General features: G+C 75.1%; 10 protein-coding genes and 1 riboswitch. Of the genes, 6 read left to right on the top strand and 4 right to left on the bottom strand.

The genetic code is table 11. The features are described 5' to 3' along the window. Window positions 1-45 precede the first annotated feature (45 nt). From ACZ7LB_RS14175 to ACZ7LB_RS14155, 5 genes are all read left to right on the top strand, one after another. Window positions 46-600 (top strand): EF-hand domain-containing protein, encoded by a 555-nt coding sequence (locus ACZ7LB_RS14175; protein WP_471468050.1) that lies wholly within the window; start codon window positions 46-48, stop codon window positions 598-600. 99 nt (window positions 601-699) lie between these two features. Beyond that, window positions 700-987, top strand: a complete 288-nt coding sequence (locus ACZ7LB_RS14170; RefSeq protein ID WP_471468048.1) for a hypothetical protein — start codon at window positions 700-702, stop codon at window positions 985-987. Window positions 988-1,333: 346 nt separating this feature from the next. Next, entirely contained in the window at window positions 1,334-1,528 is a 195-nt protein-coding gene (locus tag ACZ7LB_RS14165) for a ribbon-helix-helix protein, CopG family (protein ID WP_471468047.1), read from the top strand. Further along, on the top strand, window positions 1,525-1,917 hold the full coding sequence (locus ACZ7LB_RS14160) for a type II toxin-antitoxin system death-on-curing family toxin (protein ID WP_471468045.1): 393 nt from the start codon (window positions 1,525-1,527) through the stop codon (window positions 1,915-1,917). The genes ACZ7LB_RS14165 and ACZ7LB_RS14160 overlap by 4 nt, the downstream gene beginning before the upstream one ends. Before the next feature lie 274 nt (window positions 1,918-2,191). Further along, complete coding sequence (locus ACZ7LB_RS14155; RefSeq protein ID WP_471468044.1) at window positions 2,192-2,755, top strand: GNAT family N-acetyltransferase; 564 nt, start codon at window positions 2,192-2,194, stop codon at window positions 2,753-2,755. Window positions 2,756-2,858: 103 nt separating this feature from the next. Here the strand turns inward: ACZ7LB_RS14155 and ACZ7LB_RS14150 are convergent, their stop codons facing one another. Continuing rightward, window positions 2,859-3,317, bottom strand: coding sequence for an acyl-CoA thioesterase (locus tag ACZ7LB_RS14150; protein ID WP_471468042.1), 459 nt, complete (start codon window positions 3,315-3,317; stop codon window positions 2,859-2,861). Between the two features lie 50 nt (window positions 3,318-3,367). Further along, window positions 3,368-3,588: riboswitch (cobalamin riboswitch) on the bottom strand. Between the two features lie 855 nt (window positions 3,589-4,443). Between ACZ7LB_RS14150 and ACZ7LB_RS14145 the strand changes: the two genes are divergently transcribed. After that, window positions 4,444-7,491 (top strand): AfsR/SARP family transcriptional regulator, encoded by a 3,048-nt coding sequence (locus tag ACZ7LB_RS14145; RefSeq protein ID WP_471468040.1) that lies wholly within the window; start codon window positions 4,444-4,446, stop codon window positions 7,489-7,491. Between the two features lie 489 nt (window positions 7,492-7,980). On the opposite strand, the gene ACZ7LB_RS14140 is transcribed toward ACZ7LB_RS14145, so the two are convergent. The 3 genes from ACZ7LB_RS14140 to ACZ7LB_RS14130 all read right to left on the bottom strand — a co-directional run. Continuing rightward, window positions 7,981-9,837, bottom strand: a complete 1,857-nt coding sequence (locus ACZ7LB_RS14140; RefSeq protein WP_471468038.1) for an AfsR/SARP family transcriptional regulator — start codon at window positions 9,835-9,837, stop codon at window positions 7,981-7,983. Between the two features lie 697 nt (window positions 9,838-10,534). Further along, a complete protein-coding gene (locus ACZ7LB_RS14135) occupies window positions 10,535-13,630 on the bottom strand; it encodes a non-ribosomal peptide synthetase (protein WP_471468036.1) in 3,096 nt (1,031 codons plus the stop codon). After that, window positions 13,627-15,163 (bottom strand): condensation domain-containing protein (locus ACZ7LB_RS14130; protein WP_471468035.1); only part of this gene is annotated, 1,537 nt, incomplete at its 5' end. The genes ACZ7LB_RS14135 and ACZ7LB_RS14130, both read right to left, overlap by 4 nt.

Raw genomic sequence — 15,163 nt, 5'->3', positions numbered from 1 at the left:
GCCGTCGGCCCATGGAGAACTTGCTCATCAGGGAGGGTGGCACAGATGCCGGATGACGTGCGGGACCGGAAGTTCGGTGCGGTGTTCGACTGGTTCGACCAGGACGGGGACCGCTTCCTGACGAAGGACGACTTCCAGGCCCTGGCGGCGCTCTTCGAGCGCGCCGCTCCGGCCGACCGCGGGGCGGCCGCCGGGGCGATCCGGGAGGGCTTCGACGAGTGGTGGCGGCTGCTGCTCGCCCACGGGGACAAGGACGGCGACGAGCGCATCGACCCGCAGGAGTTCGCGGAGTTGATGTTCAGCGACATCACGGCCGACGGGAACTTCGACGCCACGGTGGTGAAGATCGCGGACGGCTTCCTGGACGCGCTCGACACCAACGGTGACGGGGTGCTGGACATCGACGAGTACGTCCGCCTGTTCGACATCGTCGGCGTTCCGCCCACGGCCTCGAACGAGGCGTTCCGGAGGCTGGACCGGGACGGCAACGGTGTGATCAGTCGCGACGAGTTCCGGCTGGCGATCCGTGAGTTCTACCTGAGCGCGGACGAGAACGCGCCGGGCAACTGGCTGCTCGGCCCGCTCGGCCAAGCGGCCTGACGGCGAGCCGCCACGGCGGCTGAGCCGGGCCGCCTTCAGCCCCGGCGGGGCGGGCCTGCCGGACGACGACCGGTCGTCCGGCAGGCGCCCTGGAGCTTGTTGGAACGCTACGTCGCCGCCGCGCGTCGACCTGCCGGCACCGACGCCCGATCGTCGGCGCACCACCTGGCCCGCGGCCTCGACGCGCCCGCCCGCGTGTACCTCGCTACCGTCCGCAGGAACAGGGCCCTCGCCGCCGAGGAAGAGGCGTTCTCCCCGCGCGAGCGGTTCGCCGAGGACACCCCGGGGCGCACGCCCTCGCGCGGGAGAATCCGCGACGGCTGCTCGCCGGACTGCGGTACGCCACCCCGGGAGCGACGGTCGCACCGCCGCCGGTGGCTGTGGTGACCGCGACGCCCCGACGGTGAGCAGGGCGACGCGTCCAAAGGTTCTGCGAGTGCGGAAGCACGGGCCGCGAACTCGTCGGCGTCACGCACAGCACCGGGCCTCGGGGGCTTCTCTGTTCGGAGGCGAGTTCCTCATCCCACCGCCCGGACCCGGCGGTTGTGGGACCGGCAGGGTGTGCGGAGAGGGCTTGGCCGGCAGGAGGCTTCCGGCTCCTTTCGGAAGCGCGCCCAGTCGGTGGGTTCTTCCGGTCGAGGTTGAAGTCGAGGTCGAACCAGCAGGCAGGCGCATGGATTCCGGCGGCAGATATCGCCTCGCCGTTCAGGTACCGGCTCGGTACCCTCCCGACATGACGATGACACTCCGACTTCCCGAGGATCTTGACGCGAAGCTGACCGTGTGTGCTCGTCGTGAGGGACGCGGCAAGGAGGAACTCGTCATCGAGGCCATCCGTGAGGCCCTGGAGCGGGCGGAGTTGAAGGTCGACGACGTTCTGGCCGAGCTGATGGACAGTGACGCGGAGATTCTGGACTACCTGAGGTGAACGGGGTGCGCCGTATCCGGGTCGACGAGGTCCTGGCCATCGCCCGCGCCGTCAACGGCACCGAGCACAGCGTGCGTGACATGGGGCTTCTGGTGTCGGCGATCGAGCGGCCCCGTACCCATGTGTTCGGGGCCGAGCTCTATCCCACGCCGCACGAGAAGGCCGCGGCCCTGCTGCACTCCGTCGCCCGCAACCACGCGCTCGTCGACGGCAACAAGCGCACCGCCTGGCTCGCGATGCGCGTCTTCCTGCGCTTCAACGGTGTCAGCGCCGCTACCGCCCCGCCGCCCGTCTCCGTCGCAGGGCCGTTCGTCGAGGACGTCGCCCAGGACCGCGTCGACGTATCCGACGCCGCCGGGCGTCTGTCGGACTGGTTCCCTCGCATGTGACCTCGGCGTGGTCGGCGCGGAAGGGAAGCCGTGGGCACTTGGCCCGTTCGGCGTGGGACGGCTTCACTCGGTGGCGTCCGTGTGCCGGGGGTGTCGGTCGGGGGTACTCCGGGGTCACATGGTGAGTGCGGTGCGTCGCGGCTTCGGTCGTGATGGTGAACCGACGGCCACGGCGGGGCGCGGGGAGGCCCGTCCGCGTGCCGGACCGGGGGAATGAGGACGACGAGGGCGAAGGCGGGGCGCTGCGCCCGCCCGTGGAGGGAAGGGGATACGGATGCTGTTGCGTGATGTCGAGTACGGGGACGTCGACGCCTACGTCAGGATGCGGTGCGATCCGGTGATGATGGCCGAGCTGGGCGGTCCGTTGCCCCGGGAGGGCATGGAGGAGAAGGTCCGGCGCGATGTCGAGCGGGCGCGGGCCGGGACCGACTGGACCAGGATGATCGTGCCCGACGCGGCCCGACCGGGGACGGTCGCGGGCACCGTCACCCTGTGGCCCCACCACACCGGGGCCGGGCTGATCTCCGAGATCGGGTGGATGGTGCTGCCCGAGTTCCAGGGACGGGGGTTCGGCAGGCGGGGCGTCCGCATGCTGCTCGAACAGGCCCGCGACGACGGCCGGTGGGGGCTCGTCCACGCCTTCCCCGCGACGACGAACGCCCCGTCGAACGGCATCTGCCGCGGTCTCGGGTTCCGCTTCCTGGGGGAGGAGGACGTGCCCTTCGCCGACCGGGTCCTGAGGAGCAACCACTGGGTCGTCGACCCGCGTACCGATCCGGTCCGACGGCGGTGCGCGGCGCCTCCCGTCCGTGTCACCCCGCCGCCCCGGACGGAGTGACGCGGAGGGCGGGAGTGACGCGGAGACGGGGCGGGCCGTCCGGGGGGTTCCGTCCCGGGCGGTCGGTACGGCCCCGGGCGGCCCCGGCCCGACCGGGCGGGGGTCAGTCCCCGGCCGGCGGCGGGGAGGCGAGCGCGGGGACGGGGCGGGGGGTGCCGTCGGCGTCGATGGCGACGAAGGTCAGTGTCGCCGTGGCGACCTCCGTCGTCGGACCCGAGTGGTTCCAGCGTTCGGCGGTCACCCGGACCCCGACCGTCATCGACGTCCGTCCGGCCCGCCGGAGGGCCGCCCCGACGCTCAGCAGGTCGCCGGCCCGCACGGGGGCCAGGAAGGTCATCCGGTCGACCGAGGCGGTGACGGCGGGGCCGCCCGCGTGCCGCCCCGCGGCGGCGGCCGCCGCGTCGTCGATGAGCCGCATCATCACACCGCCGTGGATGGTGCCGTACAGATTGGTGTCGTGCTCGCTCATGATGTGGGCGAGGACCACCCGTGAGTCGTCCGGGGTCTTGGTACGACGGGTGGTGGATACGGGGGCGGGGACGGTGACGGTGGGATCGGCCACGTCAACTCTCCTTCGCGAGTCGCGGCGGAACGTTTCCGCGCGCCGGACGTCCCGGGCGCGGGCAGCGGGCAGGTCTTCGGACTCGCGGGCGCGCCACTCCTCCCGGAGGGCTCCTACTGGCCGTCGCTTCCCGGCCCCGTCCGGGGCCAGTGCTGTATGACGGCGGTCGTTCCCGCTCACCGCTGCGGGGCAGTCCCGGATTCCCACCGGGTTCCCTCTTGCGACGCCTCCCGTCGGGCCGACGGGGCGAACCGGCTGCCCGGTCAGCCTACGCGGCGCCCCTGACCGGCCGGGACGCCAGGGGGAGGCGGGCCCCGTCGGCGTACGCGGGACACGCCCGCCGATGGGCGGTCCGGTGCGGGACCGGATGCCGCCCTTCGCGCCGTCGGGTCCGGGACCGTACGCGGTCCGGTCGCGCCGTCCGGCCCCGCCCGTACGCCGTCCGGTGCCGTCGTCCGGTCCGGAACCGAGTGCCGCCCGGCGGCCCCGTCCGGCCGCCGGCCGTGCCGCCCGGTCCGGCCTCCGTCCGTATGCCGCCGCCCCGTCCCGCTCCGCCGTCGTCGGCGTCCCGCCCCGTCGCCGGCGTCCGGCCCGTCCCGTACGTCGCGCGGTCCTGCCGTCCGGCGCCCGTCCGTACGCCTTCCGGTCCCGCCGCCGGGCGCCGTCCGTGCGTCGGCCCGATCCCGCCCTGCCCGCCCGCCTCCGGGCCGGGCCCTCTCGACCGCCTCCGGACGTCCGGCCCCCCTCGCCGCACCCGGGCCGGGCCCCGCCCGCGGCCCCGCCCCCGGGTCGTCCCCCGGCCGTGCCCGCGTCGTGCGACGGGCGTCGGACCGTGGGCGCGGGTGGCGCGTGGAGTTTCTTCTTCCGGGGTGGCGCAATTCGGCCGGAAAATGCCGGTGGAAAACTGAACACCGCTCACTTACGCCTGCGGAGAGTTTCCCGCACGAGCCCCATTCCGGCCGGATGCGTCTCCCTTACCGACGGTTCGCCCCGCGTTACCGCTCGGTAGCCGCATTCGTCGTCGTATCGTTGGCCGCGTGGGGGGTGGCGTCCTGGGTCGGGGTGGCAATCAGGGCGGTCGGACTACTGCTTCCGCCGTCCGGGAAGCACGGGGGGCAAGGGGTACATGGAGAAGCGGCTGGAATTCCGCGTCCTGGGACCGCTCGACGTGCGCGCCGGAGAGGATCAGGTTTCCCTCGGCGGCCACCGGCACCGCACCATTCTCACGCTCCTGCTGCTCGCGCCCGGCCATGTCGTCCCGGTCGACACCCTGATCGACGCCGTGTGGGACGAGCGGCCGCCCGCCACCGCGCGCACCCAGGTCTCCATCTGCATCGCGGCCCTGCGCAAGGTCTTCAAGAGCGTCGGCTGTCCGGACGAGATCATCGTCACCGCCCACCCCGGCTACCTGCTGCGGCTCGGCCGGCACTCGCTCGACACCGTCGAGTTCGCCGGGCTCGTCGCCGCGGCCGAGGCGGCGGTGCGCGAGGAGCGGCTGTCCGAGGCCGCCCGCGCCTACACGGAGGCGCTGCGGCTCTGGCGCGGACGGCCGTTCGCCGGTGTCACCGCCCACCGCGCCGAGGACGAGGCCCACCGGCTGGAGGAGTTGCGGCTCAACACCTTCGAGAACGCCACCGAGGTGCGGCTCCAACTCGGCGACCACCAGCGGGCGCTGCCCGACCTCGCGGCCATGGTCCGCAGACACCCGCTGCGCGAACGAGCCCGCCACCAGCTCATCACCGCCCAGTACCGCTCCGGGCGGCGGGCCGAGGCGCTGGAGACGTTCCAGGAGGGGCGCCGGCGGCTCAAGGAGGAACTCGGCATCGAGCCGGGCCCCGCCCTGGCCGAACTGCACCAGGCCATCCTCCAGGACCGGCCGTCGCTCTCCGCGCCCGAACCGGAGCCCGAGCCGGTCACCCCGCACACCCCGGCCTGCCCCCCGCTGGAACTGCCGCCCGACGTCTCGCGGTTGGCCGGGCGCAAGGAGGAACTGGCCCGGCTGGGCGCCCTGCTGGATCCCGACCGCACCGCGGGCGGCCCGGCCACCGGCCTGATCACCGGCGTCGGCGGCGTCGGCAAGACCAGCCTGGCCGTGCACTGGGGGCACAGCGTCGCGGGCCTCTTCCCCGACGGCCAGCTCTTCGCCGACCTGCACGGCTACGACGAGCGCCTCGAACCCACCCTGGCCGGTGAGGTGCTGGGCCGCTTCCTGCGCTCCCTCGCCGTGCCCGCCGCCCAGATCCCCGCCGCCCCGGAGGAGCGCGCGGCCCTCTACCGCAGCCTCCTCGCCGACCGGCGGGTCCTCGTCGTCCTCGACAACGTCCGCAGCCACGCCCAGGTCCGGCCGCTGCTGCCCAGCGGCGCCGGGTGCTGCGTCCTGGTCACGGGGCGCGAACAGTTACCGGAGCTGGTGGCCTGGCCGCCGAGGGCCTGGGTGCGGCTCGGGCCGCTCTCCCCGCACGAGGCGGTCGAACTGCTGGGAGGCATCGTCGGCGAGGACCGCGTCGCCGACGAGCCCGGCGCCACCGTCACCCTCGCCGAACTGTGCGACCTGCTGCCCCTGGCCCTGCGCATCGCCGGGGCCCGTCTCGCCTCGAAGCCGCACTGGTCGGTGGCCCATCTGGTGCGCCGGCTCAGCGACGAACGCAGCCGCCTCGACGAACTGAGCCAGGGCGAGTCGCAGGTCCGGGCCAGCTTCGCGCTGACCTACCGGGGGCTCGCCGAGCAGACCGCCCGGCTCTACCGCGGACTCGGCCTGCTGGACGTCCCGGACTTCGCCCCCTGGGTGGCCGCCGCCCTGCTCGACACCGACCCGCACACCGGTGAACGCCTGATAGAGGAACTGGTCGACGCCCGGTTCCTCGACGTCGTCGGGCCCGACACGGCCGGTCACACCCGCTACCGGTTCCCCAGCCTGCTCCGGCTGTTCGCCCGGGAGCGCGCCCAGGAGGAGAGCGAGCGGGAGCGCGACGCCGTCCTCGACCGCGTCCACCGCACCTATCTGTTCCTCGCCGCCGAGGCCCACCGGCGTTCCTACGGCGGGGACTTCAGCATCATCCACGGGACCGTCGCCCGGCGGCGGCTCGACCCCGAGACGACCGGCCGGCTGCTGGCCCGCCCCCTGGACTGGCTGGAGGCCGAACGGCTCTCCCTGGTCGCGGTCGTCGCCCGGACCGCCTCCGCCGGCATGGACGAGTTCGCCTGGGACCTCACCCTCTGTGTCCTGGTCCTCTTCGAGACCCGCAACTACCTCGACGACTGGCGGGAGTGCGCCGAGCGCTCGCTCGCCGCCGTCCGCGCCGCCGGGAACGCCCGCGGCGAGGCGGCCATGCTGCACGTCCTGGGCGCCCTGGAGATGCGGCTGCGGGACTTCACCACCGCCTACCACCTCTTCACCCGGGCCCTGCGCCTGCACGAGCAGGCCGGGGAGGCGCACGGCCGGGCCCTGGTCCTGCGCAACATGGCGATGATCGACGAGATGCGCGGCGAACTGGACTCCGCCATGCGGCACAGCACCGCCGCGCTGACCGTCTTCCGGGCCGTCGGCGACCGCTCCTCGGAGGCCCACGTCCTGAACAACATGGCGCAGATCCGCCTCGACCAGGACGACGTCGACGCGGCGCAGCGGCTCAGCGAGGAGTCCGTACGGGTCTCCGCCGCCATCGGGGAGGGCGGCGCGCGCAGCCTGGCCCTGGGCACCCACCGGCTGGCCCGGGTGCACCTGGCGCGCGGCGAGTACGTGCTCGCCGAGGAGGCCCTGCTGCGGGTCATCCACATCGTGCGGGGGCAGATGGACACCCTCGGTCTGGCCCACGGGCTGCTCGCCCTCGGCGAGGCGCGGACGGGCGCCGGGCGGTGGCGGGAGGCGCGGGCGACGCTGCACCAGGCCATGGAGGTGGCCGCGCTGCTGGACAGCCCGCTCGTCGAGGGCCGCATCAAGCTCGCCCTGGGCACCCTCGGCGGGAAATGCGGCGACCCGGACGAGGCCCGGCGGTATCTCCTCGGGGCATTGGCGGATTTCGACCGCATCGGTGTGCCGAAGTGGAGGGCGCGGGCGCGCACCGCCCTCGCGGAACTTTCCGGTAAGGAAGCCGGGCGCGGGCGACCGGTGGACGGAAAGGAAAACGGTGGCATTCCGGTTGGGGAGGATTGTCTTTCTTTACCGGAAGGCTGAACGATAATGAGCGGAAATCCCTCTTCTCTAGCGTAAGTGCCAACATTCCGCGAGGGGGAGAAGAAATGCCGAACAACCATGTGGTCCGTCCGCACGCCATGAAGCCGCCCACCGCCCCGCACGCCGCCCGGATGTTCCGGGGCGACGACGAGAGCTGGCACTGACCGCGCGCCGGGTCCATGACGAGGCGGGCCGCGGGGCCGTGAAGGGCTCCGCGGCCCGCCTCGTGCGTATCGGGGGCGTCGGGGGCGCCGACCGCCGCCCCGGACTTCGCCGGCCGTCCCGGATGCCGTCGCCCGCCCGCCCGCCTTTCGGGGCCGGGCGCCGGACGCCGTTCGCGGGGTCCGCGCCCGCCGTCCGGGCCGAGGGCGCGTCTCCTCCGTACGGCCCGGTGTCCCCGTCGGCGTATCGACGGCGGACGGCGCCCGCCGTGTGTCGGCGGGCGCCGGTGGACCGTGTCCCCGTCGAGGGTCCTTCCGCCGTGCCGGGTCAGCCCGCCGCCGAGGTGGGGGAGGGGAGCCGGGACGGCGCGGGCTGGGCGGCGGCGAACAGCAGCACCAGCCCGTGGAAGCGGTAGAGGGGGCGGCCCCGCAGGTCCACCCCGCACAGGTCGAGCAGTGTCCCGTCCACGAGCTGCTCCAGCCACCGCTCCGCCGTCGCCTCGGTGGTGCCGAGGAGGCCCGCCGCCCGGTGGGCGGGGAAGGGGCCGTCACCGGCCCCGGCGAGCCGGGCCAGCACCGCGCGGGCCTGGGCGGGCAGGGCGTACAGGGAGGGCCGCAGGACGGCGGCCACGTCCAGCCCGCCGAAGGACAGCTCCCGCAGCCGTGTCCCCGGGTCGGCCATCCGCTGCGCGAGCCGGGCCACGGGCCAGAACGGCCGGGCGGTGAGGCGGCTCCCGGTGATCCGCAGTGCCAGCGGCAGTCCGCCGCAGTAGGCCAGCAGGTCGTCGGTGGCGTCCGGTTCCGCGAGCAGGCGCGGCCGTCCGGCCGCCGCCGCCAGCAGTTCGAGCGCCGCGGCGTCCCCGAGCGGCGCGAGCGCGAGGGTGCGGGCCCCGGTCACCTGGACGAGCCGGGTACGGCCGGTGATCAGCACCACCGCGTCCGGGAGCCCGGCCAGCAGCGTGTCGAGCAGCCGGCCCCGGGGCGCGCCGTCCAGCACCACCAGCATCCGTCGGCCCGCGGTCCGGGCGCGGCACAGCCGCACCAGGTGCTCGTGGTCGGCGCGGTCGTCGGCGGTCCGGACGGCGGGCCGCGCGGGGCCCGGCTCGCGGAGCTGTTCGCCGAGGTCCCGCAGGAGGTCGGTGAGGACGTCGTGCGGGCGGCGGGGCCGTCCGTCGGGCTCGGACAGCGCGGCGAAGACCCGTCCGTCGGGGAAGTCCCCGGCCGACAGGTGGGCGACGCGCGTGGCGAGGGCCGTCTTGCCGATCCCGGCCATCCCCGTGACCAGCAGCCGACGGGGTGCCCTGCCTGCGGCGGACTCCGCCAACTGGGAGCGCAGCAGGGCCACTTCGTCGTCGCGGCCGACGAAGCCTTCGGCGTCCGGCGGCAGGGTGTCGGGGGCGCGGTGCCCGGCGACCGGATCGCGGGCGCCGCGGGTGGCGCCGCCGGGACCGGGCCCCCGGGTGCCCTCCAGGATGGCCGCGTAGGCGGAGCCCAGGCCCTCGCCCGGATCGATGCCGAGCTGCTCGGCGAGCAGGGAGCGGCCCTCGTAGTAGCTCTGGAGGGCGTCGCTCTGCCGTCCGCTGCGGTAGAGGGCGGTCATCAGGTGGGCGCGCAGCTTCTCCCGCAGCGGGTGCCGCGCGACCAGGCCGGTCAGCTCGGCGGTGAGCTGCTCGTGCCGGCCCAGCGCGAGGTCGGCCTCGATGCGGCTCTCCAGGGCGTGCATCCGCGCCTCCTCCAACTGCGGCAGCTCCGCCTCGGCGAGGTGCTCGGTGACGTTGGCGAGGGCGGTGCCGCGCCAGTGCCCGAGGGCCTCCGCGAGCAGCCGCCCCGCCTCCTCGTGGTGCTCGCGGGCCAGGGCGGCCCGGCCGAGCCGGTCGAGCCGCTCGAACTCCAGCATGTCGACCGTGCTGTGCGGGGCCCGGAGCAGATAGCCGGGCGGACGCCGCTCGATGCGCACCTCGTCGCCGAGCAGCTTCCGCAGGCGCGACATGTAGGTGTAGATCTGGGTCCCGGACGAGGCGGGCGGCTTCGTGCCCCACAGCAGGAGGCAGAGTCTCCCGTCCGACACCACGCGCCCCCGGGCGAGCAGCAGGGCCGCCAGCACCGTGTGCACCTTGGAGCCCGAGAGCGGGATCCGTGAACCGTTCCTGTGCGCTTCCACCGGGCCGAGGACTCGGAAGTCCATGCGGCACCCCCCGTCTGGCATGGGATGAACATCTGCTCCGCCGAAGCTATGCGGGGCTTCCATTCTCGCGTTATCCGTTCGGTATCCCCCGTGGCCCACGGCCGATTTCCGGCCTTTCCGGGGTTGTTGGAAGGGGCCGTCGGAAGGGGGCGGCCGGGAGTGCGGTGGAGCGGGTGCCGGGAGGGGGCCGGGTGTCGTCCGGGGAGGACGTCGGGGGAGACCGTCGGGCAGGGGCAGGGGCAGGGGCAGGGGCAGGGGCAGCGGCCGGCGGCGGTCCGGCCGTCGGACGCGGCCACCGGCCGCCGCCCGGCGTCCGGGGCCACCGGCCGCCGCCCGGCCCGGCGTTCACCCCACCGGCCCGCGACCGCCGGACGACCGACCGCCGGACGACCGACCGCCGGACGACCGACCGCCGGACGACCGACCGCCGGACGACCGACCGACGTGCGGCCGGTCGTCGTCCCGGGCCGATCGGCCGTGCGGCCGGTCGTCGCCCGTTCGGCCTCCGTACGGCCGCCCCACCGCCGCGCTGTCGGCCGTCCGGCGGCCGGTCACCGCGCGACCGACCGCGTGCCCGGTCTGTCGCCGTGAGCCCGGCCTGCGGGCGGTTCGCCGCCCGCCGCCTGCCGCCTGCCGCCCGCCGCCCGCCGCCTGCCGCCTGTCGCCCGCCGCCTGGCCCTCGCCGCCCGGCCGCGCGTCAGCCGTCGACGACGGCCAGGTCGCGGCCGAGTGACGCGGCCACCGCCCGGTGCACGTGCTTGCCGCCGTCCCCGTTGGTCAGCACCACGCAGCCGGTGCCGGACCGCAGCCGGACCGAGACCAGCGCGCGGAAACCGGGGGTCTCCCCGCCGTGGCCGAACTCCGGTTCCGCCAGGTCCCCGTCGACGACCGTGCCCAGTCCGTAGAAGCTGCCGGGGAACGCCTCGGTGAGCATCTGCGTGGCGAGCCCGGCGGACAGCAGGTCGGAGCAGCCCTGGTGGGCGCGGCGGATCTCCCCGGCGAGCTGGGCGAGGTCGGCGGCGGTGGACCACAGCCCGCTGCCCGCCCGTACCGGCCGGGTGCGGAAGCCGTCGAGGAGCGGACGCCCGTGCAGGTCGTGGCCGAGGGCCCAGTCGTCCCGGCCACCGTGCCCGCCGGGCGGGGCGGTGAAGGAACTGTCGGCCATGGCCAGCGGCGCGAACACCCACTCGGCCGCCAGATCGGCGAAGTCCTGCCCGGTGACGTCCGTCAGCAGCCGCTCGGTCAGCGCCCACTGGCTGCCCGCCTTGCGGAACAGGCTGCCCGGCTCGTGCTCGGCGGTGACGTCGTCCAGGACCGCGCCGAGCTCCGGCATCGGCTCCCCGGGACGCCACCACGTGGCCGCCGAGGCGGAGAGCCCCGCGGTGTTCGACAGCAGATGGCGCAGGGTCAGCGGGGCTCCCGACGGCGCCCGCGGCACCCTTCCGCGCACCGGGTACCGGTCCAGCCCGGCGTCCAGGTCCAGGACGCCGCGCCCGACCAGGCGCAGCGCGGCGAACGCCGTCACCTGCTTGCTGACCGACCCGGCCTGGAAGCGGGTGTGCAGGGTGACCGGGAGGCCGCTGTCCGCGGACCGCTTCCCGTACGCCTGGACGCCCACCAGCCGGCCCTCCCGGAGCAGGGCCACCGCCGCGCCGGGCACCCCGTGCCCGGCCATGGTCCGGGTCAGGTCCCCGTAGGAGCCCGTGTGCGCCACCGCCGTCATCGCCGCGTTCCCGCCCTCTCCCGCCGTGCCGACCGCCGCCGTGTCGGCTTCCGTGGTGTCGTCCTCCGTGCCGTGCCCGTGCGTCGCCCCCGCGCCGGGCCGCTCGGGACCCCGGCCCGGTGCGGCGCCGGGGGTGGACGGGGCGTGCGGTGCCGTGCCGCGCCCCGTCGCTCCGGACCCGGTCGCGCCGGGCTCCGGCGGGCCCCCGTGCGGGGAGGCGTGCGGTGAAGTCCCGTGCGCCGACCAGTCGTTGGGCGAGGCCCCGGCCGGTGGAGTGCCGTTGGGCGGTGGACCGGGGGGCGGGGCCCCGTCGAGGGCCGCGGCCAGGTCCTCTACGGTGTCGCCGTCCAGCAGCGTCCGCAGGGTCAGGTCCAGCCCGGCCCGCCGCGCCGCCGCCAGCACGTGCACGATCCGCATCGAGTCGGCGCCGAGGTCCCGCAACCGGTCCCGCACCCCGACGCCGGTCACGCCCAGCACGTCCCCGCAGACGTCGACGAGCACCTGCTCGACGGGCGTACGGGGGGCCACGTAGGGGCGGTCGGAGGCGAGGGCGGCCCGGCCGGGCACGGGCAGCGCGGCCCGGTCGACCTTGCCCGCCGGGTTCAGCGGCAGCGCCGCGAGCGGCATGATCGCCGAGGGCACCATGTAGACCGGCAGCACGGCCGACAGGCGCTCCCGCAGGGCCGCCGGATCGGGCTCCGCGCCGCCGGCGCCCACGACGTAGGCCGCCAGCCACTTCTCGCCCCGGCCGTCGTCCCGGGCCGCCACCACCGCGTCGCGCACCTCCGGCCCGGACCGCAACACCTCCTCGATCTCCCCGAGTTCGACCCGGTGTCCCCGGATCTTGACCTGGCCGTCGGCCCGGCCCAGGCATTCGAGCTGCCCGTCCGCCCGGAACCGGGCCAGATCGCCGGTACGGTACATGCGGGAACCGGGCGCCCCGCCGTACGGCTCCGGCAGGAACCGCTCGGCGGTGGGACCCGGCCGCCCCGCGTAGCCGCGCGCCAGACCCGCGCCCGCCACGTACAGCTCGCCGACCACGCCGACCGGCACCGGGCGGTGCTCCGTGTCCAGCACATAGGCGCGGCAGTTGGGCAGCGGACGGCCGATCGGGACCGTCACCGCCTCCCGCGGCAGCTCGGCGCCCGTGCACCAGACCGTGGTCTCCGTCGGCCCGTACAGGTTCCACAACCGGTCCACGCGGACCGCGAGTTCCCGCGCCAGACCGGGCGGGCACTCCTCGCCGCTGGTGACCGCGGTGACCGGCAGCCGGTCCATCCCCGCGGCCAGCAGCAGCTTCCAGCCGGACGGGGTGGCCTGTACGTGGGTGACCCCGGCGCTCCGCACCAGCCGCAGCCGGGCCGCCGGATCACGGGCCTCCCCGTCGTCCGCGAGCACCACCCGGCCACCGGTCATCAACGGGAGGTACAGCTCGGCGGTGGAGACGTCGAAGGCGAGCGAGGTGGCCGCAAGCCAGCGGTGCTCCGGCCCCGCCCGGTGCCAGCGCCGCATGGAGAACAGCGTGTTCAGCAGCGCGTGGTGACCGATCTGCACCCCCTTGGGACGCCCCGTGGAACCCGAGGTGAACAGGGTGTACGCCAGCCGGTGGGCGCGCGCCGGATCGTCCGGCCGGTCCTCCGCCGGGCGGTCCGGCGGCGTGCCGGGAGCGGCGGCGATCCGCTCGCGCTCCCGGTCCAGGTCCAGGACGCCACCGGGGTGCCCGGTACCCAGCAGCCCGGCGCCCGCGCCGTCCGTCACCGTCAGCAGCGCCCCGGCCGCCTCCAGCATGTACCGCAGCCGGGCGGGCGGCAGTGTGGTGTCCAGCGGCAGGTGGGAGCCGCCCGCCTTCCATACGCCCAGCAGCACCGGCAGGGTGTCCGGACCGCGCCGCAGCAGCACGCCGACCACCGACTCCGGCCCCACCCCGGCCTCCCGCAGCCGGTGGGCGACGCGGTTGGCCTCCTCGTCGAGCCCCCGGTACGTCAGCGACCGCTCCCCGGTCCGCACGGCGACGGCGTCGGGGGTGGCCAGCGCCTGCCCCTCGATCACCTCGTGGACGTAGCGTGTCATTCCCACTCCACCTCGGTGTCGTTGAAGTCGCCCAGGATCCGCGCCGTCTCGGCCGCCGACAGCAGGGGCGCGTGCGCGTCGCCGTCCGGGTCGGCGGCCATGGCCTCCAGCACCGCCCGGTACATCCCCGCCATCCGCTCCGCGTGGGGCCGGTCCAGCCCCGTGCTGACCGCCCGCAGGACGAGCCGCCCCGGGACGTTGGCCACGGACAGCGTGAACTCGTTGGAGCTGTCCCCCGCGCCCGCGCGCACGTCGACCGGGCCGCCGTCGGCCCCGTGGAAGTCCTGGTAGCGGTACATCACGTCGAACAGCCGCTCCCCGCCCGCGAGTCGCTGCACGGCCGGCAGCGGATGACGGCGGTGCGGATACACCCCGGCCTCCCGGTCGAAGACCTGGCGCACCAGTTCGCGCCAGGTGCGCGCGGAGCGGTCGTGACCGAACGGCAGCGTGTTGAGGTACATGCCGAACACCCGCTCGGCGCCCGGTGCTTCGGGCCGCGCGCTGTACACCACCCCGGTGTGGAAGGACTCCTCGCGGGTGACCGCGGCCAGCACCCGGAGATGGGTGGCGAGCAGCACCGCCTTGAACGAGGTCCCGGTCGTCCGGGCCAGCTCGCGCAGGGCCGGTTCCAGGTCCCGGAAGTCCACGGACAGCTTGAAGTCCTCGCGGGGTGCGCCGTTCCCGGCCCCCCACTCCTCCGGCAGCCTGCACGGTGCGTACCGGTCGACGACGCCCTGCCAGAAGGCGCTGTCCTCGGCCGAGGCGAGCGACTCCTGCTCGGCGGCGACGAAGTCGGCGTAGCGCACCGCCACCGGCTCCGGCTCCACCACCTCCGCACCGGTCGCGTACGCCTCGTAGAGACCGAGGACCTCCCGCAGCAGCGAGTGCTGGCTCCAGCCCTCCGTGATCGCGTGGCAGTGGGTGAAGCCGAGGTGCCAGGCCCCGTCGGACTCGACCAGCGCCGCGAACCGCAGCAGCGGCGGCCGGTCCAGGTCGAAGAGGGCGGCCCGCTCGGCGGCGATGTGCTCCCGCCGCGCCCGGTCGAACCCTGCCCCGTCCGCCGCCCGCAGATCGCTCACGGTGACCCGCGGCACTGCGGCCGGGTGCACCAGTTGCAGCGGTACGGAGTAGGTCTCCAGGTCGAAGGAGGTCCGCAGCATCTCGTGCCGCCCGACCACGGTGCGCGCCGCTCGGCGCAGCGCGTCGGCGTCGAACGGCCGGCCGTCCTCGATCCGGTACGTGGCGGTGTTGTGGTACTTGTTCAGCCCGTCGCCCGCGAGCATCTCGACGAGCATGCCGAGCTGCATCCGCGCGACCGGGTAGGCGTCCACCAGCCCCTCCGGCAGCCGCTCCCGGTCCTCGTCCGCGACCAGGGCGAACGGCTCCACCGCGCGGACCGCCCCCACCGGTTCGCCGGTATCGGTGGACTGCCCTTCGATGAGGTGTGCGGTGAGGTCGGCGATGGTGCGGTGGTGGAAGACGTCGCGGACGGTGGCGGGGAAGCCTTCGGAGCGGAGGGCGCCGACGAGGGCG

This window comes from Streptomyces sp. NPDC107521 (genome assembly GCF_055598485.1).
The sequence above is the reverse complement of the archived record's forward strand: the minus strand, read 5'-3'. Positions and strand labels throughout refer to the sequence as shown.